General features: G+C 36.6%; 21 protein-coding genes. 11 read left to right on the top strand and 10 right to left on the bottom strand.

The genetic code is table 11. From position 1 onward, the window contains the following. The first annotated feature begins 285 nt into the window (after nucleotides 1-285). The 3 genes from V7122_RS12525 to V7122_RS12515 all read left to right on the top strand — a co-directional run bounded on the left by V7122_RS12525 (nucleotide 286) and on the right by V7122_RS12515 (nucleotide 2,346). Nucleotides 286-576, top strand: coding sequence for a YciI family protein (locus V7122_RS12525; protein WP_335526997.1), 291 nt, complete (start codon nucleotides 286-288; stop codon nucleotides 574-576). Between the two features lie 188 nt (nucleotides 577-764). Continuing rightward, the gene (gene speG, locus V7122_RS12520) at nucleotides 765-1,292 is read left to right on the top strand and encodes a spermidine N1-acetyltransferase (protein WP_335344367.1); all 528 of its coding nucleotides are present in this window, start codon (nucleotides 765-767) and stop codon (nucleotides 1,290-1,292) included. 139 nt (nucleotides 1,293-1,431) lie between these two features. After that, entirely contained in the window at nucleotides 1,432-2,346 is a 915-nt protein-coding gene (locus tag V7122_RS12515) for an AraC family transcriptional regulator (protein WP_335344368.1), read from the top strand. A 5-nt stretch (nucleotides 2,347-2,351) separates the two neighbouring features. Here V7122_RS12515 and V7122_RS12510 read toward each other — a convergent pair whose 3' ends face one another. Beyond that, a complete protein-coding gene (locus V7122_RS12510; RefSeq protein ID WP_335344369.1) occupies nucleotides 2,352-3,584 on the bottom strand; it encodes an MFS transporter in 1,233 nt (410 codons plus the stop codon). 168 nt (nucleotides 3,585-3,752) lie between these two features. On the opposite strand from V7122_RS12510, the gene psiE reads away from it, so the two are divergent. Then, a complete protein-coding gene (psiE, locus tag V7122_RS12505) occupies nucleotides 3,753-4,172 on the top strand; it encodes a phosphate-starvation-inducible protein PsiE (protein ID WP_335482861.1) in 420 nt (139 codons plus the stop codon). 80 nt (nucleotides 4,173-4,252) lie between these two features. Here psiE and argH read toward each other — a convergent pair whose 3' ends face one another. From argH to putP, 4 genes are all read right to left on the bottom strand, one after another. Next, complete coding sequence (gene argH / locus V7122_RS12500; protein ID WP_335353337.1) at nucleotides 4,253-5,581, bottom strand: argininosuccinate lyase; 1,329 nt, start codon at nucleotides 5,579-5,581, stop codon at nucleotides 4,253-4,255. 79 nt (nucleotides 5,582-5,660) lie between these two features. After that, nucleotides 5,661-7,232 carry an APC family permease gene (locus V7122_RS12495; RefSeq protein ID WP_335344668.1) on the bottom strand — a complete coding sequence of 524 codons (1,572 nt, stop codon included), beginning with the start codon at nucleotides 7,230-7,232 and terminating at the stop codon, nucleotides 5,661-5,663. 325 nt (nucleotides 7,233-7,557) lie between these two features. Further along, nucleotides 7,558-8,871, bottom strand: coding sequence for a hypothetical protein (locus V7122_RS12490; RefSeq protein ID WP_335353919.1), 1,314 nt, complete (start codon nucleotides 8,869-8,871; stop codon nucleotides 7,558-7,560). A 179-nt stretch (nucleotides 8,872-9,050) separates the two neighbouring features. Beyond that, nucleotides 9,051-10,529 carry a sodium/proline symporter PutP gene (putP, locus tag V7122_RS12485; RefSeq protein ID WP_335526996.1) on the bottom strand — a complete coding sequence of 493 codons (1,479 nt, stop codon included), beginning with the start codon at nucleotides 10,527-10,529 and terminating at the stop codon, nucleotides 9,051-9,053. Nucleotides 10,530-10,721: 192 nt separating this feature from the next. Between putP and V7122_RS12480 the strand changes: the two genes are divergently transcribed. After that, a complete protein-coding gene (locus V7122_RS12480) occupies nucleotides 10,722-11,918 on the top strand; it encodes a class I SAM-dependent rRNA methyltransferase (RefSeq protein ID WP_335353918.1) in 1,197 nt (398 codons plus the stop codon). A gap of 47 nt (nucleotides 11,919-11,965) precedes the next feature. Here the strand turns inward: V7122_RS12480 and gltP are convergent, their stop codons facing one another. From gltP to gdhA, 4 genes are all read right to left on the bottom strand, one after another. Beyond that, the gene (gene gltP, locus V7122_RS12475) at nucleotides 11,966-13,243 is read right to left on the bottom strand and encodes a glutamate/aspartate:proton symporter GltP (protein ID WP_335526994.1); all 1,278 of its coding nucleotides are present in this window, start codon (nucleotides 13,241-13,243) and stop codon (nucleotides 11,966-11,968) included. A gap of 210 nt (nucleotides 13,244-13,453) precedes the next feature. Continuing rightward, nucleotides 13,454-14,347, bottom strand: coding sequence for a response regulator (locus V7122_RS12470; RefSeq protein WP_335527068.1), 894 nt, complete (start codon nucleotides 14,345-14,347; stop codon nucleotides 13,454-13,456). Further along, on the bottom strand, nucleotides 14,344-15,627 hold the full coding sequence (locus tag V7122_RS12465) for a sensor histidine kinase (RefSeq protein ID WP_335346288.1): 1,284 nt from the start codon (nucleotides 15,625-15,627) through the stop codon (nucleotides 14,344-14,346). Before V7122_RS12465 ends, V7122_RS12470 begins: the two co-directional genes overlap by 4 nt. 137 nt (nucleotides 15,628-15,764) lie before the next feature. Then, a complete protein-coding gene (gene gdhA, locus V7122_RS12460) occupies nucleotides 15,765-17,147 on the bottom strand; it encodes an NADP-specific glutamate dehydrogenase (protein ID WP_335346287.1) in 1,383 nt (460 codons plus the stop codon). Between the two features lie 188 nt (nucleotides 17,148-17,335). Here gdhA and V7122_RS12455 point away from each other — a divergent pair, with 188 nt between their 5' ends. Together V7122_RS12455 and V7122_RS12450 are read left to right on the top strand one after the other, a co-directional pair. Further along, nucleotides 17,336-18,238, top strand: coding sequence for a LysR family transcriptional regulator (locus tag V7122_RS12455; RefSeq protein WP_335353916.1), 903 nt, complete (start codon nucleotides 17,336-17,338; stop codon nucleotides 18,236-18,238). Between the two features lie 21 nt (nucleotides 18,239-18,259). After that, complete coding sequence (locus V7122_RS12450) at nucleotides 18,260-18,796, top strand: DinB family protein (protein ID WP_335346286.1); 537 nt, start codon at nucleotides 18,260-18,262, stop codon at nucleotides 18,794-18,796. A 64-nt stretch (nucleotides 18,797-18,860) separates the two neighbouring features. On the opposite strand, the gene V7122_RS12445 is transcribed toward V7122_RS12450, so the two are convergent. Next, nucleotides 18,861-20,534: a hypothetical protein gene (locus tag V7122_RS12445; protein WP_335346285.1), complete on the bottom strand. Its 1,674-nt coding sequence runs from the start codon at nucleotides 20,532-20,534 to the stop codon at nucleotides 18,861-18,863. A gap of 262 nt (nucleotides 20,535-20,796) precedes the next feature. On the opposite strand from V7122_RS12445, the gene V7122_RS12440 reads away from it, so the two are divergent. The 4 genes from V7122_RS12440 (at nucleotide 20,797) to V7122_RS12425 (ending at nucleotide 24,090) form a co-directional block, all read left to right on the top strand. Beyond that, the gene (locus V7122_RS12440) at nucleotides 20,797-21,330 is read left to right on the top strand and encodes an RNA polymerase sigma factor (RefSeq protein WP_335346284.1); all 534 of its coding nucleotides are present in this window, start codon (nucleotides 20,797-20,799) and stop codon (nucleotides 21,328-21,330) included. Further along, nucleotides 21,314-21,961, top strand: a complete 648-nt coding sequence (locus V7122_RS12435) for a hypothetical protein (protein ID WP_335346283.1) — start codon at nucleotides 21,314-21,316, stop codon at nucleotides 21,959-21,961. Before V7122_RS12440 ends, V7122_RS12435 begins: the two co-directional genes overlap by 17 nt. A gap of 700 nt (nucleotides 21,962-22,661) precedes the next feature. Further along, complete coding sequence (locus tag V7122_RS12430; protein WP_335346282.1) at nucleotides 22,662-23,189, top strand: RNA polymerase sigma factor; 528 nt, start codon at nucleotides 22,662-22,664, stop codon at nucleotides 23,187-23,189. Further along, the gene (locus tag V7122_RS12425; protein ID WP_335526992.1) at nucleotides 23,173-24,090 is read left to right on the top strand and encodes a hypothetical protein; all 918 of its coding nucleotides are present in this window, start codon (nucleotides 23,173-23,175) and stop codon (nucleotides 24,088-24,090) included. The genes V7122_RS12430 and V7122_RS12425 overlap by 17 nt, the downstream gene beginning before the upstream one ends. Nucleotides 24,091-24,146 lie beyond the last annotated feature (56 nt).

Below are 24,146 nucleotides of genomic sequence, written 5' to 3'. Positions count from 1 at the left end.
TGAAGGTCCTATGACGACCATTTTTGTTGGGAACCGAAGAAAACGCGCTTCATGAAGCCCTCATGACGCTCGTTTTCGTTAGGAAATCGGGAAAACACGCACTATGAAGCTCTCATGACACTCGTTTTTGTTGGGTGCCAAAGAAAACGCGCTCTATGAAGCTTTCATGACGCTCGTTTTCATTTGGGAGCCGAAGAAAATACGCACTATAAGAGCCCAATGAAGGGCATCGATCCTTTCTGATTACATTGCAAGTCTTAAAAAGTGTGGAAGGCAGGTTAAAATATGAAATACTTCGCAGTTTTATTGCCGATGATAAATGAAGAAAAGAGCCAATTATATCGCCCTCAGCATCTTGAATTTCTCGAGAACATGAATAAGGAAGGTAAGATATTTGCAAGAGGAAGATTTGCAGATGGCTCAGGCGGAATGGTTATCTATATAGCAGAAACTTTGGATGAGGCAAAGTCATTTGCCGAGAAAGACCCTTATATTATTCACGAGGCAAGAGGGATGGAAATTCATGAGTGGGAAATAATTAGTAATGCAGTGATGAACTGCAGTAAAGTTGAATAGAGTTCAGACTGGATTAAGAAAAATTAATTATCAAGAGTAATATTATAAGTGCCAATTCACAATAAAATGTGGGTTGGCACTTTTCCCCTTTGTATCCATTACTATATTAAAAATCATTTATGATAATTCTTGGCATTTGGCCATAATATAAAAATAAAGCAGTGAAGATGAATGCGGAGGATGGAAGTATGAGTGATGGGGTTAGGTTAAGGCCGCTGGAAAGAGTCGACTTAGTTTTTGTTCATAAATTAAACATCAATGCCAACGTGATGTCCTATTGGTTTGAAGAACCATATGAGGCTTTCGTTGAATTGCAGGATCTGTATGATAAACATATTCACGATCAAGGTGAACGGCGATTTATTGTGGAAAAAAGCGGCGAGATGGTCGGTCTTGTAGAATTAGTAGAAATTGATTATATCCACCGGAGGGCAGAGTTCCAAATCATTATTGATCCCAATCATCAGGGACACGGTTATGCAAAGGCAGCAACTCATCGTGCAATGGATTATGCTTTTTCTGTATTAAATCTTTACAAACTCTATTTAATTGTGGATAAAAATAATGAAAAAGCGATTCATATTTATAAAAAACTGGGATTTCATTTTGAAGGTGAATTGATTGACGAGTTTTTTGTGGATGGCGAGTATCATAATGCCATTAGAATGTGTATGTTCCAGCATCAGTACTTGGGGAGTAATTCAATGGATGCCTAAATTGTACAGATTTCCCGGCTAATGGAGAACTTCTAAAGAGTTCTTCTTTTTTTCATTCATATCAATTGACAATAGCTAATGTTTATCTGTTTAATAAAAATAATATATCTTTTTTACATACATTCTTTAGGGGCTGGCGATGGAGATTCAGCAGTTAGAATTATTGCAGAGAACGATTGATTATATTGATGAACACATAAAAGAGGAAATAAATGCTGAGGAATTAGCTAAAATAGCGGGATATTCTCCGTTTCATTTTTACCGTATTTTTCGAAAAGTTCTTGGTTATACAGTGATGGATTATGTTGTAAAAAGAAAGCTGCAACATGCCTTATATGAATTAGCCAGAGGTAAAAAGGTCCTTCAAATTGCTCTAGATTATGGATTTGAAACACATGCTGGATTTACAAAAGCCTTTAAGAAATGCTTTGGCAGTCCACCCAGTTTATATAAGCTTCATTGTCCTATTTCACCTCCTCAGAAATTAAATTTAAAAGATTTGTTTGAAAAAAATCTTGGCGGTATTGTTTTACAGCCTAAGATTATTTCAAGACAATCGTTCTGGGTTGCCGGAAAAAAGTTTGAAAGTTATGTTCCAAATGTTACTTACACAAGGGATGCCCCAGCCTTTTGGGATCAGGATGGCCTAAATGATGGTTCTGTTGAAAGGGCCTTATATGAAACATTGTCTCCAAAAAAACATGGGGAATATTGTATAAATTTAACTGACGATATCCATCAAGATTATTTTATATATTTATTTGCGGTTGAGTTAGATCATCAGGCAGAACTCCCGAGTGGATTTATGAAATTTAAAGTTCCCGAGTCTGTTTATGCCATTTTTAAAACGCCTCTCGTTGAAAAAGAACAATTTGCTTCGGCCATTAAAGGAACTTGGCGATATATTTTAGAAGATTGGCTTCCGAATTCGCTATATGAAGTGGATGAAAGAGGCTATGACTTTGAATACTATGATGAACATTGCCATTATTGGGATTATGAGCGAATCTTTATGGAAATCCATTTGCCGATAAAAGAAAAATCTAGGGGATAAGAACATTATCCTCTAGATTTTTTTAGTACAGTCTTATATAAAAATAAGACTGGTGTTAATAAAAGAGCACTAGCCACAATGGCTGCTTTAATCGTAAAGCCTGAAGCAATAAATCCAATGAAAGGCCCACCGCTGATTTGTCCAATCGCATCTACTTGGCCTTTTACGGAAAAGAAGGTTGCCCGTGTAGAAGATTCAGGGATCAGTTTATTAAGCCATATGTCTTCTAAAGGATGCATGGATTGTCTTGTCACTTGAATGACAATATAGAAGACGAGCAGACTGATAATATTGGTTGCGAAGGCAAAGCCTATTAATGAGAGAATAATAAGGCAGCTTCCAATAAAGAGAGAGACATAGATGAGTTTCAGCTGCTCATGAATATAGCTGCGATTTAAATAATGAAGTGCTGTAAATGATAGTAGAACAACTATAAATTGGACTCCGCCTACTAAAATCACTAAGCCTTGATCAGATAATGCTGTTAGATTGGATGCTTCAAAGAAATGAGAAATCCATAGCCGATCAAATCCTTCGCTGTAAAATCCGACAAACAAAGCAATAAGGAAGAGCAATCTCATCAAATAGTTAGCTCTTGAATAAACAATAATTTTCTCCATATTTCCTTTCATGTTTGCCCATGTTGATGTTCGATTCACATTATCTAATGGCTGAAAGTTTTCTTCTTTCATAAATAGGATTAAATAAATGCTTAGTCCAATCATGCATAGACCGCCAAATACAATAGGAAGATTAATCATAAAATAACCAGTAAAGATGCTTAAAGGAATCGCAAACATCTGTCCAAGATTACCAGCCTTCGCACCCGTTAAAAATGCAGAAGAAGCACGTTCTTCCCCTATTGCATCTGCAATCCACGCCTGCTGTGAACCACTTGTAAGGGTATAACCAATTCCCCAAATGACTTGAGAAATCATGACAGCTGTAAAAAAAGGAAATAACCCCTCCACTAGAAATCCTACTCCAATTAAACAGTACCCCATAACAATGGAAAGCTTTCGGCTTTTTAAATCCGAAATGACCCCAGTAGGAATTTCAAAAAGGAACACAGTCAGCTCCAATACAGTTCCCACTAAAACTAACTCAATTGGAGTGAGCCTAACGATTTGCACTTGATATAACAAGTTCATTGTAAAAATAAAAGTAAAGAAAAATTGTGCTAAGAAACATGTGTTGACATATACCTGATATGGATTCTTTGTGGTGAATAAATTCATTTTCCTTCCCTCCTCCATTCATTATAGAAAGGAGGACGTTGCATTTCTTTTCCAAAATTGCGATGTTAAGGAATGCAAATTTTTTACATGTATTTAATAATTAATTAAAACCACTATGTTATGTTGTAAATAGAAAGTTCCATTGAAAAAGATAAGGAGCATATTAATATGGTTATTAATAAAAGAAATGTTCCAAAAATAATCTTGACTGTTATCCCAAAAATATTGCAAATCTTTTTGAATGCTTCACTTGTCATTTTGGCTACTATTTTATCTTTTTTATTAATAAAGGAGTTAATCATTTTTTTTCAACTGATAATAGAAAATGACAGTAATGATTACAAGCTTTTCTTAGCCAATATATTAATTTTCTTTCTGTATTTTGAATTTATTTCAATGATTGTTAAGTATTTCAAAGAAAATTATCATTTTCCCCTTCGATACTTTATCTATATTGGCATTACCGCAATGCTGAGACTGATTATTGTGGACCACGAAAACCCGCTTCATACACTTATTTATTCACTAGTAATTTTGGTTCTCATTATTGGATATTACATGATGCATATTACTCCAAGGACAAAATAGAATAGTAAAAGCATTTTGTAGGTGAATGATCATTGAAAGCAAACAGGACCAATCATTTGATTAGCCCTGTCTAAAAATAATTATTTCGTTATTTGCTTAATAAGCTTTTTATTCCCTTTTTCCAATATATTTTCATAATCGATGTATTCGTAAATATCATCTGCAATGTTTCCGCTGAACTTCGCTAATTCTTCAATCGTTAAATCTTCAATCGCTTTCTTTTGCTCTTCACAATAAATGATGATTTTGCCGACAATTTCGTGGGCATCTCTAAAGGCTGTTCCTTTGCTTACTAAATAATCGGCAACTTCAGTGGCATTTAAAAACCCTGCTCTAATAGCAGACTTCATGTTTTCTTCCTTTACATGCAGGGTATCGATCATTTTTGCCATGATTTCAAGGCAATCTAATACCGTATCAAGGGAATCGAAAAACTGTTCCTTATCCTCTTGCATATCTTTATTATAAGTTAGTGGTAAGCCCTTTAGTGTAGTTAATAATGAGAAAAGGGAGCCGTATACTCTGCCTGTTTTTCCTCTAATTAATTCAGCAGCATCAGGATTTTTCTTTTGTGGCATGATGCTGCTGCCGGTTGAATACGCATCGTCCATTTCGATAAATTTGAATTCTTGGCTGCTCCAAAGAATCAGTTCTTCGCTCAATCTGCTCAAGTGCATCATGGTAATGGAAAAACCAGACATAAGCTCAAGTAAGTAATCGCGATCACTTACACCATCTAAGAAGTTGTCTACCGGTTTAGAAAAACCTAATAGATCAGTAGTTATTTGGCGATTGATATTATGGGTTGTTCCAGCCAATGCGCCGCAGCCTAGAGGGTTTTCATCCAATATGCCGATCGCATTTTCAATTCTTTTTTTATCACGGCTGAACATTTGTACATATGCACCTAAATGATGACTAAATGTAACTACCTGTGCTCGCTGCAAATGGGTATACCCTGGCATCATGACATTATTGTCAGCAGCTTTCTTATTCAACGAATCAATCAGCTGCTGCAGCGATGACATAACTTCTCGTGCTTTATTCTTTGCATAAAGTCTCATGTCAACAGCAACTTGATCATTTCGGCTTCTTGCCGTATGAAGCTTTTTCCCGGTTTCACCAACTCTTTGTGTCAAATTCATTTCCACAAAAGAATGGATATCTTCATAATCTCCTTCTACTTTCAAACTGCCAGATTCGATATCTTTTAAAATCGATTCAAGTCCGCTAATTAGTAAATTTCCTTCAGACTCAGTCAATAATTCACATTTTACAAGCATTGAAACATGCGCGATGCTTCCATTTATATCTTCATAATATAGTCGATGATCTACAGGCAGAGAAGTATTGAATTTCTCCATGATTTCATCTTCTCGTTTTGTAAAGCGTCCGCCCCAAAGTTTCACTTATACTTCAACCTCTTTTCATTGAATCTTCAATAGACAAGTACCATTGATATGTGTATGCCTATCACTAACATTAATATTAAGATATTTTAGAAATACTTTCCTGTAATTCTTCAATATTTCCTTTTTTACGCATATACCAAACGCCATTTGATACCGCAAAATTGTAAAAAATAAATCCTAAAACTGCCGCAATAATCGACATAAATGGTTCAGGGATGATTCCATGTCCTCCAAAGTTTCCTAAATAGGAAAGTCCAACAAGCATTAAAATATAAACAACAAGATAAATTCCACCAATAATTTCTATTGTTTTGTATTTATTGATAAAGTGGGAAACTAAATAAGCGCCAATACCAATAATCAATCCTGTAATTGCAAGTTGTACCCTGCTCCAGTTTGTCCAATAAATAAGAAGCGTAGCAAAAACAAAGGCTAATGGGGCAATAATACGCATCCCTGGAAGACCGTTGTTTTGCGTTAAACCGACCTTCCGGAAAACCATGACAGTCACACAGGCAGAAGCATATTTAAAAATACCAATTGCTCCAACAATGGCCACAATCGCAGTCCAGCTTTTTAATGGGAATAAAAAGAGCAAACCGATAAAGAAATTAAGAGCAAGTGCACGAGTTGGTACACCAAAACGTTTGTTAATCGTTCCAAAATAAGATGGTAAGAACTTACTTTTTGCCATTCCAAAAACATGTCTTGAAGTTCCGGCTGTATAAGTTAGTGCAGAACCTGTAGGGGAAACCATAGCATCAGCTGTAATGATCCATGATAGCCAAACCATGTTCGCCATCATTGCTAAATTAGCAAAAGGAGAATCGAACTTAATCCCGCTCCAGCCATTAGCGAGCATATCTGGTGGAACAGCTCCAATAAAAACGATTTGGAGTAACACATATAATATAGCTGCAACGACAAGGGAAGTAATCAAAGCTAATGGAATATTTCTTCTAGGATTGACAACCTCTCCACTCATCATGACGACGTTACCGAATCCAGTATAGGCAAAAAAGATCCCACTTGTTAAGATTGCACTTAATCCCGCACCATATCCATTCGGTGCAAACCCTTGGCTTGTAAAGTTTTCTGGATGAAAACCTGTCATAAAAAAAGCAATGATTGTTAGGACAGGAACAATAAATTTAATTGTAGTAATCACTGTATTTGTAACAGCAAATAATTTTACCCCAAAATAGTTAAAAACTACAAAGAATGCCATCAAAACTACCGAAGCAAACATACCAGTCGTAGTAAGCTGTTCTTTCGTAATATCATACAGTCCTGGCCAAAACTGATTTGCATATTGGATAACACCTGCGGATTCCACTGGTGCAGTTGCACAGTATCCAAACCAGATGGAATAACTAGTCACTGTAGCAAGCATTGTCCCATGGGAATAAAGGGGATAGCGGCCTAGTCCGCCTGTTTCAGGCTTAACCCTTCCTAATTCAGCATAAATAAGAGCGATAAGTGTAATTGCAATTGCACCGATTATCCAAGACATAATCGCTGCTGGACCAGCTAATTTTGCTGCTGCCCATGGTCCAAAAAGCCAACTAGATCCAATAATTCCACCGAGAGATAGTGCTGTTAGCGACCAAAATCCCATTCTCTTTTTCAAATATTGTTCTTGATTCATGAAGTTCCCTCTCTCTTAGAGTTATATTGTTTCTTCAATAAAATCCCCAGAATAGCTAATCATTTTATTTTTAACTACACGAAAGATTATTATTAATTTTTCTATTTTTCTTATTTTCCGAACACTCTCCTCTCAAACTTATTAAGTAAAACGAAGTGTTTGAATAATAAATCTTATTTAAGGGTATATATTCGACAATTACCCTAAAACAAATTATATTTAACGCTTTGATGAAACGCAAGAAAAATTTTAAATTGTTAGTCAACTTTATTGCTTTTATTATTTCCAAAAAAAGAAAGACTGTTGAGGGTGGTTCCCAACAGTCTTAAATCATTTTATTTGGTGAGTTTGTAAGTTTGTAAACGCGCCTTGGTCTTCCTCTTGCAGGAAATGGCTCAAGACCAATGTATTCAGCTAGTCCAGCATCGCAAAGGCTTTCGATAAAACGCCTTGTGTTTCTTTCGTCCTTAGCAAGTTGAACGGAAATATCTTTTACGGTAAATTCTTTTAAACCTGACTTTTTAACTAAAGAAAATACTTCAATATAATGTTTCAAGTTAATTTTTGCTTTTTCAAGTGCACTCATAAAGTGTTTATCATTAAAATATGGAAAGTCATCTATCTCCAAACTTTCACTTTCTGCCTCCACAATTTCTCCATTTTCCTGAACAATGATGATAGAACCATTTCTTTCTTTAGAGTAAATTAGTGCATTGTTTGCATTTAATTCTGCCGAAAAAATTGTTTCACCATAACCGATCCCAACACCGACTTTTAAACCAGATTCCAATATAAGCCTGTTAACTGTTTCTTCGATCCTTTGAATTTCTCTTTCACTGTCACCACGGGAGCTAAATATTAAGTACCGCCCAAGTCCTTTTTCAATAAGGGAACCATTTAAGTGCTGACTAAGGTGAATTAAAATTTCTTTTAACTTCAATTCGATAAACTGAAGTTGATAAGATTGTTTCAAACTTCTGAAATGATTTTCTAAATGGACCATTTCAAATACTTGTACAGCTACTTGGGAGTCCCGAAAGTATAATGTTTTTATTTTTTCAGAAAGAATCTTTAAAGTATGTTTGATTTCAATATCACTTGTTGAGATTCTAAAAGCAGGGATCCCCATTTTTTTTAGCCGCAAGTATACTTCTTCATAGCAGGTGATGGCCCCTTTCGTTTCGCCATTTTCCCAGCAATGGTGATGAAAACGAATTAATTCCTCTGTCGAAGTATCCTCAGAAAAGGTTTTGAGAAAAATTTTTTCAGGCTTTATTGTAAGTTGGTTTAAAGCGGTCTCCAAATGGCTTTTTGATATCTCATCTATGCTAAAGTGATCAAAATTGGATCCTGTTTGATAAACAAACTCTATCAACCCTTTGAAAATACCAGCTTCCGTATGATCGATAAAAATAAGGTGTTCAGTATCCTCAACCTCATTGCATGCTATGTTATATGATATTCTTCCTGAGAATATCCAAAAATCAACTTTGTTATGATTCTTCTTTATGAGATCTTCTGTTTCTCTTACTTTTTTATATGGATACGATAGAAAAATCGCATCTAGATGTAAGCCGTGTGCAATATGTAAAATTCTTTCTACAGTAGATTGTGGACCGACAATCCCCACCCTAAGCATGTACAAAAGCACTCCTTTAAAATAACTTATGACTATGATTCTATCTTAATCATACACATTGTTGCGAAAATAATTAAGTATAATTTTGATACTGTTAAAACGAATAAGAATATAAGAAATCAACGAAAGATATAAAAGGCAAGAAAAAATCCTCCCTTTAAAAAAGGAGGATTTATCTATCATTCACTCTTTAGCAATCTGACACTTTCATCAAACTCTTTCTCAATTTCCTCGTTGCGTTTATATGTGATTAAGCTGACAACATAGGTAAGGATTAAGTTGATGATAAAGCCTGGTACGATTTCATAGAGAGTATCTCCAAGGCCAGCATTTTTCCAAATGATAACCGTTAATGCCCCAGCGATCATCCCCACAATGGCGCCCCAGTTTGACATCTTCTTCCAATATAAGCTTAAAATAATGGTTGGACCGAATGCTGCTCCGAAGCCAGCCCACGCATAAGCAACTAGACCTAAGATTGTATCATTTTGTTCCCAAGCAAGTACTGCAGCAATAACTGATACAGCTAAAACTGCCATACGGCCAAAGAAGACATATTCTTTATCAGTACCATCTTTTCTTAATAATACTTTATATAAATCTTCAGTTAACGCACTTGATGTAACAATTAATTGAGACGAAATCGTGCTCATGATGGCTGCTAGAACAGCTGCCAATAAGAATCCTGCGAAAAGAGGATGGAAGACAATTTGACCTAAAGTTAGAAAAACAGCTTCAGGATTGTCTAACGTAAATTGTGGATTCTTATGGAAAAATGCAAGACCAATTAAGGCTGTGAAGATTGTTCCTAATAAAGAGAAAATCATCCAGCCGATACCGATGCGGCGAGCACTTTTTGTTTCTTTGACAGATGAAATTGCCATAAAGCGAACGATAATATGAGGCTGACCAAAATAGCCTAATCCCCATGCCATTGCTGAGATAATTCCTATAGTTGTTGTCCCTTTAAAGAAATCAAGTAATGTTGGGTCAATTTCTCGAACAGTGGCAAAAGTTTCGCCTAATCCGCCTGTTTGTGATAATGCCAAAATTGGAACTAGAAGTAATGCAACTAACATCATTAGACCCTGAATGAAGTCAGTGTAGCTAACTGCCAGGAAGCCGCCAAATAAAGTATAGGCTACAGTTACGCCGCCAACAATTAAGAGTCCTATATGGTAGCTCGTACCAAATGAGCTTTTGAAAAATACTGCCCCTGCTACCATTCCAGAAGACACATAAAATGTAAAGAAAATAAGAATAACAATACCAGAAACAATTCTTAATAATTTTGTTGTGTCTTTAAATCGATTTTCTAGGTAACCTGGTATAGTAATTGAATCATTAGCGACTTGTGTATAAGTACGCAATCTAGGCGCTACAAGCAGCCAGTTCAAATAGGCTCCAATGGTTAATCCAACCGCAATCCAAGCATCTGCTAAACCGCTTACATAAATTCCGCCTGGAAGTCCCATTAACAGCCAGCCACTCATATCTGCTGCGCCTGCGCTTAGCGCCGTAACTGCTGGGCCGAGAGAACGCCCGCCAAGCATATAGTCGGTAAGATCACTTGTTTTCCGATAGGAGTACCAGCCGATGATAAGCATTAGTGCCATGTATACGCCTATCGAAACAAGCTGAAGACCAATATCTGACATTTTTACCCCTCCAATTCTTTGAAATAAAATTAAAAAACATATAAGGAATACTATTCGAAATATAACATTATTCGACAATATGCGTCAATATAAAATTTTCCTAATATAATATTAATTTGGTGGAAATTCTGATGAATGTTAATATCAACATGAAAAGTGTAAAATAAGGAAAACAGATGATTGGGTGAACAAATGAATAAAGAAGTCGCATTTAAGGTGAAATCAGTATTTATAAAAAATTTTCAATCAGGATATCCTCTTATTCCGGAAGAGGCAATTATTAATATACCGAGTGGCATAGCCGAAGGAAGCATAATAAATTTAGTGGATGGCCAAAATCGGTATTTGGCTACAGGCTATTATGGGAAGCAAAATAAGGGCAGAGGTTGGATATTAACAAGAAATCAGCAGGAATTAATTGATCAATCCTTTTTTGAAAAAAAGCTTAAAAAAGCATTGGAAAGTCGCAAAAAGTTTTTTGATGATCCAGATACTACCGCCTTTCGTGTTTTCAACGGGGAAGGTGACGGAATTGGCGGGTTGACGATTGACTTTTTTGCTGGATATTATTTAGCTACTTGGTACAGTGAAGGGATTTATTATTTTAAAAATGAAATTATCAAAGCTCTTTTCGAAGTGGCAGATGCGAAGGGGATTTATGAAAAGAAACGCTTCAATATAAAAGGAACCTATATAGAAGATGATGATTTTGTGGCAGGGGAGCGTGCCAGTTTTCCACTTATCGTTAAAGAAAATGGCATTAACTTTGCAGTTTATTTGAATGATGGAGCAATGGTAGGCGTTTTTTTAGACCAAAGAAATGTCCGCAAGGCAATACGTGATAAGTATGCTAAAGGCAGAACCGTATTAAATACTTTTTCCTATACAGGAGCTTTTTCTGTAGCAGCCGCTTTAGGCGGGGCTTTGAAAACAACAAGTGTGGACCTTGCCAATCGAAGTAAGAGTAAAACGATTGAGCAGTTCAGTGTAAACGATATTGATTATGAAGCTCATGATATTATTGTAGAGGATGTATTTCATTATTTTAAGTATGCTGTTAGAAAGCATTTAAAATTTGAAATGGTCATTCTTGATCCTCCGAGCTTTGCACGATCTAAGAAACATACCTTTAGTGCAGGGAAGGATTATCCGGCTTTACTTGAGGAAGCGATTCAAATAACAGAAAAGAATGGAATTATCGTTGCCTCAACAAATTGCAGTACATTTGATATGAAAAAATTTAAGGGATTTATTGAAAAGGCATTTAAGCAAACAGGAGATAAATATACAATTCTAGAGGAATTTAGTCTCCCTGAGGATTTTAAGACACTGAAGGAATTTAAAGAAGGCAATTATCTAAAAGTGGCGATAATCAAAAAGTTGGCGTAAAAAGAAAGTGGATGCATTAGAAAACTCTGATGCATCCACTTTTTTTATTAAGCTGATTTTTGAATAGCAGTGATGTATTCTTTTCCTTTTTTCGTATCAAAACGGCCTTCCCACTTAGACATAATAACTGCTGCAAGTGAATTACCGATAACGTTGACAGCCGTACGGGCCATATCTAGAATACGGTCGATCCCAGCAATAAAGGCAAGGCCTTCAAGTGGAATGCCTACAGAGCCTAATGTTGCTAAAAGAACGACGAAGGAAACTCCTGGGACACCAGCAATTCCTTTTGATGTAACCATTAATACAAGCATTAACGTAATTTGTTGGGTAATACTTAAATCAATCCCATACATTTGAGCAATAAAGATTGCTGCTAATGCCTGATAGAGAGTAGAGCCATCCAGATTAAATGAATAGCCTGTCGGAATGACAAACGAAACAACGTCTTTTGGACAGCCGTATTTCTCCATCTTTTCCATCACTTTTGGAAGAACAGTTTCAGAGCTTGCCGTTGAATAGGCTAAAATAAGCTCGTCTTTTAAAATCTTGATGAGATGCAGTAAGCTTGTGCCACACATTTTCGCAATAACACCAAGTACGACAACGACAAAAAAGATCATTGTTAGATAGACACAAATGAGTAACTTTCCAAGTGGAATTAATGATTCAACCCCGAATTTTGAAACAGTAACTCCGATTAAGGCAAATACACCAAATGGAGCAAATTTCATGATTTGATTCGTTACCCAGAACATGGCGTCAGCTGTTCCTTGGAAGAAAGCAAGGACTGGTTTTCCGCGCTCCCCGATTGCGGCAATTCCTAAACCAAACATAACTGCAAAGAAAATAATCGCTAGCATATCCCCATTCGCTAAAGATTGAATAATGTTTGATGGGACAATGTTTACAAACGTATCGGCAAAGCTATGACTTGTAACTTCGTTTGTTGTATCAACATATTTTTGAATATCACCTTTTGCCAGTTTCGACATATCAAGGCCAGCACCCGGTTTAGCAATGTTAGCAGCAAGCAAGCCGATGATAATGGCAATGGTTGTGACAATTTCAAAGTAAAGAAGGGTTTTTCCGCCAAGTCTTCCTAATTTCTTCATATCCCCGGTTCCAGCAACGCCAAGAATTAATGTAGAAATAACAATTGGGACAACAATCATTTTAATTAGTCGGATAAAGATATCCCCGATTGGCTGTAAATAAGTTGAAACGGCAGGGTTTCCGTAAAATATCGCTCCGACAATAATCCCTAGAGTTAATCCAACAAGAATTTGATAAGCTAAGCTAAATTTGAACTTTTTCTTTTTCATCAAATCACCTCTCCTTATATAATGAAAACGCTTACTATGCGATAGGGAAAATAATAAACTAATTATATGGAGAAGTTACTGAATCCTACAAAATCCGACAATATTTTATTAAAAAATAAAAAGCCCCCACCTAAAAACCTTTAAGTGATGGGCTATTAACAGAAAAAGCTAAATTCAATTATTAATTGTGTCATTTGATGAAGGTCCTATTTATGAACCTTGACTGAATTTCTCCATTGTATCAATATACAAAACTTGCAGGAACTTTTTTATATTAATTTTTACTTTCATTGTTTCATGGGTGTCTGTATCCATTTCTTTCATTCGCATCCTGATTTCATGAAAATCAAAGTAGCGAGGAGCATAATATTCAAATGTAGGGTTCGTGTAATCGAAACTTCCTAGTGAAGCTAAGTTATTTAGCGCCGCTATAATGGCCCTGCGGATCCGCTGTTCAATGGATTTAATTTCTTTTTTCATTTGGGGAGAGTCTGTTTGATTCGAAATGGCTACTGCCTCGTATAATTCTTTTAAAGGAGGCAGCAGAGTGCTCCCATTTTTTTGATTCATTAAGTATTCCATCATCAACACCATATCTTCGCTGCCTGCTTCACCGATAATCCCCATATCATTTAATATCGATAAAACGATTTCTTTCACGCTTTGTTGTTTTTTCGTGTTTTTAGTTGTTTCAATGTGGGCGAGTGATTCTCGGATAGATAATAGAGACTGCTTGAGATGAAATTGGTCAGCTGTTCTTTTTAGGATGCTGAATACTTCAACCCGATTGATTGGTTTGTGGATAAAGAATTCAACCCCTTTTTCATAAGCCTCCCCGACCATTTCTTTATTTACTATTTGAGAAATCATAATAAACTGGCCTTGAAACCCTTGTTCTCTTAACTGTTCGATCGTTTCAATCCCATCCAGCTCTGGCATCAAAAAGTCAACTAAGACAAAATCAGGACGAGTTGAAAGAATAAGCTGAAGCGACTCATGTCCACTCTCAGCCTCACCAATAAAATGGCCAAGTTCTCCATCGACAATGATTTTTTTTAGCATACTTCGGCTTGCTGCATCATCATCTATAATAAAATATCTCAGTTTAATTCAACCCGCTTTCTTATGTTACTAGTTGGAATATGTATTCGGAAAATGGTTCTATTTGCAGAGGATTCTATTTTAATTTGGCCTTCTAGCGAATGTACAATGTCTTGTACATGGGAAAGGCCAATGCCAGTTGCGGCCACACCGTGATCATTATATTTAGTCGTATAACCTGGTTCAAAAATAAGAGACAAGTTCTCATCTGCGATTCCTTTTCCTGTATCCTCTACAATGAATACAGTATTTGCAGACTCATTAATGGCTTGAATATCAATTGCCCCTATGCCCTCGATGGCTTCGACTGCATTTGCAGTGAGATTATTTAATATCGCAAGGAGGGGAATTTGCTGAGCTGTCTCAAAATCAATGGATGTCTTTAGCTGAAAGGTGATTTCTTTCCCTAACAAATCACTATATTTTTCATTTGATATTGCTACGATACCGAGAACATCAGAAAGATAGACCGCATCTGTTTTCTTTTGCGATGAAATTTTTGCTAGTCCAGAAAGAATTCGCTGCGAATCTTTTTTCACTTCATGTATTTCTTGTGCGATGAGCAATGCTTGCTTACTCAACTCTGAAAGATTGTGCCTTTTTAATTTTCGATATAAATCATGGCTCGATCCTGTAATCTGTTCAATATGATCGATCGACTTTTGTAAATAAAGAGTTTCTGCATATAATTCTGATCCAACCTCGAGCATTTCTTGCATCTGTTTTTTTTGCTCAGAAATCGTAATGGAACTATATATTCCTACTACAAAATAGCTTCGGAGTAAAGCTACACCGCTAAGCATTAACCATTCTTGCAGATTAATGTTCGAATGATGGATAAGCAAATAGCGCATAAGATGCTCGGCGCTGTTTCCAATGAATTCGAAGCAGGCAGCGAAAACTCCAAGGAGAAGAGGAGAGGATTTGTAATTATTAATATTAATAATGCTAAATCCTAAAGCAAACAAGAAATAATACAGAAAAGCTGGGAAATGACTCTCAAAGCTTAGCCCAAAAGAAACATGGTTGAACACCAAATCCTCACAGGTACGCAAACTAATAACAGTCATTCCTGTAATGACCCCTGTACGAATTAAAGATACTGGAGGAAAAATAAGAATCAGCAAAAAAAAAGCAATACTGCCTAATCCGAATCGAAAATCCTCCCCATAAAAAGGGACCACTTTGACCTCACTTAAGAGAGCAGTTAAGATTGCAGTAAGAAATAATGGAACCCATTTAATTCTGATAATATTTCTATTGAATATGTATGTGGAAAGCATTGAATTCTCCTAATAGGGGTAGTGCCCCAACTGATTAAAGTTTCATTTTATTATAATCTAATCCTATATCAAAAGGAATTCACAATGAAAAAAGGTGGATACATTAGAATTCCCCTAATGCGTCCACCTTTTTTCTATTAAACAACGCCCTGTACAATCATAGCATTAGCGACACGAATAAAGCCTGCGATGTTTGAGCCGATAACTAGATTACCTGGATAGCCATATTCTTCAGCCGCATTGACTGTGTTGCGGTAAATATTTTTCATGATTTGATGAAGTTTTTCATCTACTTCTTCAAATGTCCATGCAATTCTTGCGCTATTCTGAGACATTTCGAGTGCTGAAACAGATACTCCACCGGCATTTGCCGCTTTTCCTGGTGCAAAGAGGATGTCATCCTTTAGAAACACATCGATCGCCTCTAGGTTAGACGGCATATTGGCTCCTTCACCGACAGCTTTGACACCATTGGCTACAAGAATTTTTGCAGAGCACTCATCTATTTCGTTTTGAGTTGCACATGGAAGAGCGATATCACATGGGATCGACCAGATGCCAGAACAGCCTTCAACATATTGTGCATGAGGGTGTTCATAAACATATTCATAGATTCGCTTGCCCTCAACCTCTTTTATGCGTTTAACAGTTTCAAGATTTAACCCATTTTCATCATAAATATATCCATTAGAATCACTGCATGCTACTACTTTAGCGCCTAATTGCATGGCTTTTTCAATCGCATAAATTGAAACATTCCCTGATCCAGAGACAATCACGGTGCTTCCGTTAAAGCTATGGCCTTTATCTCTTAACATTTCTTCAACGAAATAGACAAGTCCATATCCAGTTGCTTCTTTACGTCCTAAACTTCCTCCATATTCAAGCCCTTTGCCAGTTAATACACCAGCTTCATAGGCTCCGCAAAGTCGCTTATATTGACCGAACATATAGCCAATTTCTCTTGCGCCAACTCCAATATCTCCTGCTGGCACATCAGTATCAGGACCAATATGCTTATATAGTTCAGTCATAAAGCTTTGCGTAAAACGCATGATTTCTCCATCTGATTTTTCCTTCGGATCAAAATCTGCCCCGCCTTTTGCTCCTCCAATTGGGAGACCAGTTAAGGAATTTTTGAAGATTTGTTCAAAACCGAGGAATTTAATGATGCTGGAATTTACGGTAGGATGAAAACGAATGCCGCCTTTATAGGGGCCGAGGGTACTGCTGTACTGGACGCGAAATCCGCGATTTACTTGTACCTTTCCTTTATCATCAGTCCATGGAACACGGAAAGTAATGACCCTTTCAGGTTCAACAATTCTTTCGAGAATGTTTTGATCCATATATTTCGGGTGTTTAGAGAATACAGGTAAAAGTGAATCAAAGATTTCTTCAACAGCTTGATGAAATTCTGATTCAAACGGATTTCTGATTTTCACCTTTTCAAATACTTCATTTACATAATTAACGGCTACTTTGGATTCGTTTTTTTTCACTTCCTCTATAGTTTGCATAATGATCATTTCCCCTCTGTATAAATTAATTGTTTATTAGATAACAATATTTGGATATTTTTAGAATTTATAACCAAATAAATGGATTTTCTATTAAAGAAATTTTATAATGAAAAAATAATCTAAACAATATGAATTTTAGATAAGAACAATGCCGCTGTGAGATGAATCGGGGGAGATGGGTATATATGGAATTAAGACAAATACAGTATTTTATGGAGGTTGCAAAAAGGGAGCACGTGACTGAAGCTGCAGATGCGCTCCATGTAGCACAATCAGCGGTTAGCAGGCAGATCTTTAATTTAGAAGCAGAGCTCGGAGTCGATTTATTTATTCGCGAGGGCAGAAATGTTCGGTTAACACCAATAGGAAAAATATTTCTCGAGCACATGGAGGAAGCGATGCATGTGATAGAAAGTGCGAGACGTGAAGTAGATGAATATTTGGACCCGGAGAAGGGGACGATTCGGATTGGATTCCCAAGCAGTCTTGCTGCATATACACTGCCGACTGCTATTTCTGCCTTTAGCAGGAAGCATCCGGAAGTGAAATATCAGCTGCGTCAAGGCTCTTATCAAAGTTTAATAGATGGGGTAAAAAAGGGAGATATCGATATGGCACTCCTTGGTCCAGTTCCGAAAGATGATAAAAAAGTGCTGGGAAATATTTTATTCACAGAAAAAATAGTCGCTCTATTGCCAGTTAGGCATCCTCTAGCGGATCGGAAGTCAATCAAATTAAGCCAATTAAGGGATGACTCCTTCGTCTTATTTCCAAACGGCTATATTTTGCGTGAAATTACTGTAAATGCCTGTCAGCAGCAAGGTTTTCAGCCGAATGTGACATTTGAGGGAGAGGATATAGATGCGATAAAAGGCTTAGTTTCAGCCGGTCTCGGTGTAACGCTAATTCCCGAAATCACATTGATTGACAGTTTGCCCCGTCAAACAGTAAAAATCCATATCGAACCTCAAGTCACAAGGACGGTAGGGGTGATTATACCGACTGATCGTGAAATGCTCCCAACTGCGAAGCTATTTCATGAGTTCCTGAATGAATTTTTCAACATGCTGGGAAGTTTTCAAAAATAAAATAATAAAGGGTGAAGGTATATGTATCAAAAACCATATGCAAATGAATATCCTGCTTATTTTTCAGCTTATGTTAATTTAGTGCCAGAGGGAGAAATGATTCTTTTATTAAATGAGCAGTTGAAGGAAACGGTGAATGCGATTAAAGATGTGACAGAAAGACAGGGTCAATTTCAATATGAGTCTAATAAATGGACGGTAAAAGAAGTGATTGGACATATGGCAGACACGGAACGTATTATGGGTTATCGGATTCTTTGCATTGCAAGAGGCGAAACGTCTCCGCTTCCGGGATTTGACGATAATCTTTATGTCCAAAATGGCTCATTTAATCAATTGTCTATGCAGGAACTTCTAGACAATTTTTCAATTGTACGCCAATCCACAATCGTTTTGCTGAAAAGTTTAGATCCTGCTGCATGGCTGAGGAAAGGAAATGCTAATGGCTCTGAGATTACAGTCCGTGCGATTGCAAGTGTTATAGCAGGACATGAGCTTCATCATCGAAATATTTTGCATGAGCGCTATTTCATGTCCAGTGAATTTCCATCTAATTAAACTATTACTATAAAAAAACACGATGAAGCTCTATATTAGATCTCCATCGTGTTTTTTAAACTTTTTACTCTAACCCTTCAATTAATATTTCCTTTGCAGGGGAGAAGTCTTCACCCGTATCCAAGTAAATTACCCTTACTATGTCACCTTCCTGGAGATAAATAGCCATTGGGCTGCTCTCTGAAGAAATTACGTAGTTTTTTCTGTTATCTAGGAGGAATGACACAATCGTGAAATCTCCAGTCTTCTCTTTATAAACCCGTACTACGGTTCCGTTTACTTGTTTTTCCTCGGCCTTAGAGCTTCCGTCTACAGTGCCGCCGCCTCTCTGGAGAGCTGTTTTGTACAGCTTTAAGGCTTCGTTTGGCGTATTTCCATACACGGAAATTTCCGGATTAGCTGCTGAAACAATAAAGTAATTTTGTAAAAATCCGTTAGAATCGAGCACTGGCGTAAGCCAGCTTGCTTCTCCATAGAAGTTATACAGGACAGGCATCTCACCATCCCATTTCTTTTCTATAAATTTCTTCTCAATGATTTGTAAAGCACCTTGGGAGTCCATGTAGGATTCTTCAAGATTACCAGTATAATAAGTCGCTTCACCGGTTCTTGAGTTGGTCAGGGAATACCCAAGCATCGAATCCACACCTTCTTTCGGACTCGTAAAATCGGTAAAGTAATACATATCGCCTTTTTCATCAAAGATGGGACTAACATTTGCTTCAGTGCCTTCATCTGAAGGAAGCTTTACATCCCTTTTGCCAAATACACTATTCCAGAATCCGTGAACATAATTTCCGAAATAGCTATTTTGTAAGCTGACGGCCTCTGGAGAAACCGCACCATCAATAAATGCCGGCACGTTCGCTAAGCGATATTCCTCCGTATCGCCATTTTTAGGATCCACAATGATAATTCCTTTAACATCAAAACCATTACGGGCTGAAACAAATTCACCAAATGTGCGGATATAATGTGGTTTTCCCTCATCATCAATCTCTAATTGGGCTTCGCCGTAAAAAATATGCTTCGGGTACTGCATCCGAATATGGCGTTCAAGATTTTTATTAAAATATGAAGAAGGAGTGTAAATCATTTCAGTCTGAATAAATTTAGGATTTGCAGAAGAGTCAGTAGCACTAATGGTAAAATACCCTGGAGTTTGTTTCCCATTAATCCATTTGAACAATCCCGAAAACTCAACCGGAGCAATATACACATAATTCCCATTCACCTTTTGAATTTGCAAGTTTCCAAGCTCATAATAGCTCGTATTAGGCACTTGTCCGAAAGCTTTCTTCATTTTATTTCTTGCAAATTGAGGCGGTACACTTGCTGGAGTTTCATTTTCATCAAATGTCTCAATCTCCATTTTTTCCTTCATTTTGGCAATTTCATATTTTTCATCAGCATTGAAGAGGAAGGCAGTTAAGAAAAACCCTCCGACTATTAGACTAGCTAGAAATAGCAGGCCTTTGATCATTCTTTCCTTGCCCGAAGCAAACAACGCTCCACAAAGAGTAACGATAATGGCAAAAAACCAGAAGGACGTCAGGTTGCGATCGAGATTGGTAATATAATAGAAGGAAAAGACAATTATAATGATAAGAACAATGGCTGTAATAAGTGCTGCTGAGTTTGACTTTTTACCATCTATTTTTTTGTTTTTTGAGAAAGGGATCAGCACTAGTGCAGAAGCTAATCCTGCAATAAGTGAAAAGAGAATGACATTGCTCACACAATCACTTCTTTCATAGGAGTTATTATGTTTATTTACGATTGGTCATATGGAAAGGTTTCAATTTGAATTGTAAAACCCCTTAATTAGGCATCATGAACGTTCATGGAACGCGTTTTTCAAGTTATCCATCAAAAACTCAAGCCATTAAGTTTCATGTATAGTGTATCCCATTACAACATCATAAAAAAACACTGTCACGTTTATCTTATTAGAACGACAGATTAATATACTGATAAAAAAAAGGCGGGTGAGGAAGAAATTGAACAGAAATCGGGAAGAGCTCGTGATGGAGTGGTATGAAATATATTATGAAGATGTCTATCGATTTATATTGTTTATGATCCAAGATAAACAAAGCTGTGAGGATTTTGTTCATGATACATTCGTTCGGGCGTATACGGCCTTTGAACATTTTGACAACCGTTCGAGCATTAAAACATGGCTGTTTAGTATTGCCAAACATGTTGTCATCGATGAAATACGCAAACGGCAGCGCTGGAGGCTTTTTAATTCCATTTCTAAAGGGAGTGAAATACCATCTGCTTTTAATGTTGAGCAATATGTGGAAAATAAAGAAATAGTACTGAACCTGATGGAGGCCATCAATCGTTTAAAGTCAAATTATCGGCTTGTCATTATTCTAAGAAAGATAGAAGGCTTTTCAACAATTGAAACGGCGGAAATACTAAATTGGTCTGAGGTTAAAGTCCGAAAAACACTGTCTAGGGCATTGAAGTTACTAAAAAAAATGCATGACAAAGAAGGTGGTGAACAATTTGAACAATCAATCTAATGACCAATGGAAGCAATTGAAACATTTTCGACCAACACACAATGAGAAAAATGCTTTAAGAGAGAGGCTTTTACAAACACTATATAATCAACCAATTATTCGTTCTCCAAAAAGAAGTTACAAATGGAAAGCACTCATTTCCACTTGCCTGTTCGTCCTAATTTGCAGCGGGTTTATTTGGAAAGTAATTTCCGAAAGTACTCAACCTCGTACTGCTGAGCGTAGAAATGCTGAGGAGCAGCCGATTGGGATGAACAATAAATTTACATGGGAGCTACAGGATGTTTATATAGAGAAGTTATCAAATGGCTGGGAAATCTATTCGGAAATTACTTCCAGTAAAGTTGGGAACATTGATGTTGTAACAGAAGAGGAGATGAATCAAATTACTTCTGCTATAACAATTGAAGAAATTGTAGAATTACAAAGGTTTCCATACCCAACCCACATGATTATTGAGCATTTGAAAATAAGGGATACAATTCAGCGGTTTCATTTCTTCATTCCAATTGAAAATGAGGAATTTGCTCACTTTACATTTGATTATCCCAAGATTGAACATGAGAAAATTTTTCAAGCAATGAAAACTCTGAAAATCGAAGATGTAGAGCCTGCTAAGAGTAAAGAATAAATATTTGTTAAACATGCTATAGTATTGTACTCTATCCTGCCAGCCATGAAGCGATTTCGATTATTCTAATATGGAAGTTTATATTTTAAGATGTTCCTCGTAAAGGAGGAATGCCTTTTTTTTACTCATAGGGAACAATTATCAAAACGGCTTTCATTGCAGGATCATACTCCGTCACATATCCTTTCTCTGCCGAAAAAAACGTTTTTAATATTTTGCTAATATATTTTATTGGTCAACTATATAGGTATCCCTCTTTAGAACTCTTTTTAATCTATCCTCCTTTGGTACCCGTTTTAGATATTATCATCATTTTGCTTTGGGCAAGGCATGAGAATAAAAAGAGAGCTGCAGCAGAATAGGCACAAATTTCAAGAAAAAAGCGGATCCAATCTCCAAGGTTTTGGAAATTGCTTTCAATGGGAATGTTGGAAATTATAAATGATAGAATACGCATTCACTGGATAAATACAAGCATTGTTGTTATTTTGATGCTTATCTTAAAATTTGCGTTAACGAAAACAATCATATAGAAGATAAGACAAAGGGATGAAATAAAATGCCCTTTGTCTTTTTCGTTCATTCAGCAATCTTAAGAGGGAAAATTACCTTTATTAGAAAATATAGATAAATACTGTCACATTTCTTTACCTAATACGACTGATATATAGTCAAGTGAAAAAGGCGGGTGAGGAAGAACTTGAATAAGAATCGGGAAGAACTCGTAATGGAGTGGTATGAATTATATTATGAAGATGTTTACCGATTTATATTGTATATGATTCAAGATAAGCAAAGCTGTGAGGATTTTGTTCATGATACATTCGTTCGGGCGTATACGGCCTTTGAACGTTTTGACAACCGTTCCAGCATTAAAACATGGCTGCTTAGTATTGCCAAGCATATTGTCATCGATGAAATTCGCAAACGGCAGCGCAGGAGGCTTTTTAATTCTATTTCTCAAGGAAGAGAGGTGCCTTCTGCCTTTAATGTTGAGCAATATGTGGAAAATAAAGAAACCGTGCTGAACCTGATGGAGGCAATCTATCGTTTAAAGTCAAATTATCGGCTTGTCATTATATTAAGGAAGATAGAAGGCTTTTCAACAATCGAAACTGCGGAAATATTAAATTGGTCTGAGGCTAAGGTGCGGAAAACATTGTCGAGGGCATTGCAGGATCTTAAAAAAATGAATGAAGGTGGTGAGCATGTTGAGCAATCAGTATGACGATCAATGGAAGCAATTGAAAAATCTAATGCCAACCCAAATGGAGAAGGATGCTTTAAGAGTTAGACTTAGGCAATCAATAAAGAATCCATCTGTTAACCGTTTCCCAAAGAAAAATTACCAATGGACAGCCATTTTAGCATCATGTGTGTTTATGCTTATTTGTGGAGGGGTTATTTGGAAAGTAATATCAGATGGGACAGGACCGCATACTGCTGAGCCTAGAAATGCTAAAGAACAGATGGAAAATCCATTCAGCTGGGGGCTTAAAGACGTTTACATCGTGCAGTCATCCAATACTTGGGATTTCTATTCAAAAGATTCTTCTGCTAAAGTGGGAGAGGCTTCAATTGTAGATGAGGAGGAAATGAAAAGGATAACTGCTTCTTTACCGATGTTTGTCAAAGAAGAACTAGAGAATTTCCCATACCCAACAACCTTGAATATTGAGCATGTAAAAATGATGGATACAGCGATTAGATATCACTTCTTTGTTCCAATGGAAAATCAGAACTTTGTTCATTTTAGTTTTGATTATCCGAAGCTTGAACATGCTGAAATTTTCCAAGCGATGGCTACGTTGAAAATTGAAGGAAAATCTCCCAAACAGTCTGAACAACCAATATATGTGAAACATGGCTATGGAGCAATGATATTTCCAGTCGGGCTGGAACCCATTTCCCTTTCACCGAGCGAAGAATTATATTATTGGGAAGAAGCTTCTTTTAGCGCGTATCATCAATATTTAGACAAAATTTCAGAAGGGCATTGGAAAAGGGAATCGTCTAAGGGGGAAACAACCACATTTGTTTCTGGCAATGGAATGGAGATAGTGTCAATCACTTTAAAAGATAAAAACTTAATATACGAATTTACTTATCTTCATGACGAAGAACAATGAAATCAGTACTTAGAGACCAATCCATTTTTGAAAATTGGTCTCTTTTTTTAGGAAAT

Source organism: Bacillus sp. JJ1532 (genome assembly GCF_036965085.1).
GTDB lineage: Bacteria > Bacillota > Bacilli > Bacillales > Cytobacillaceae > Cytobacillus.
The sequence above is the reverse complement of the archived record's forward strand: the minus strand, read 5'-3'. Positions and strand labels throughout refer to the sequence as shown.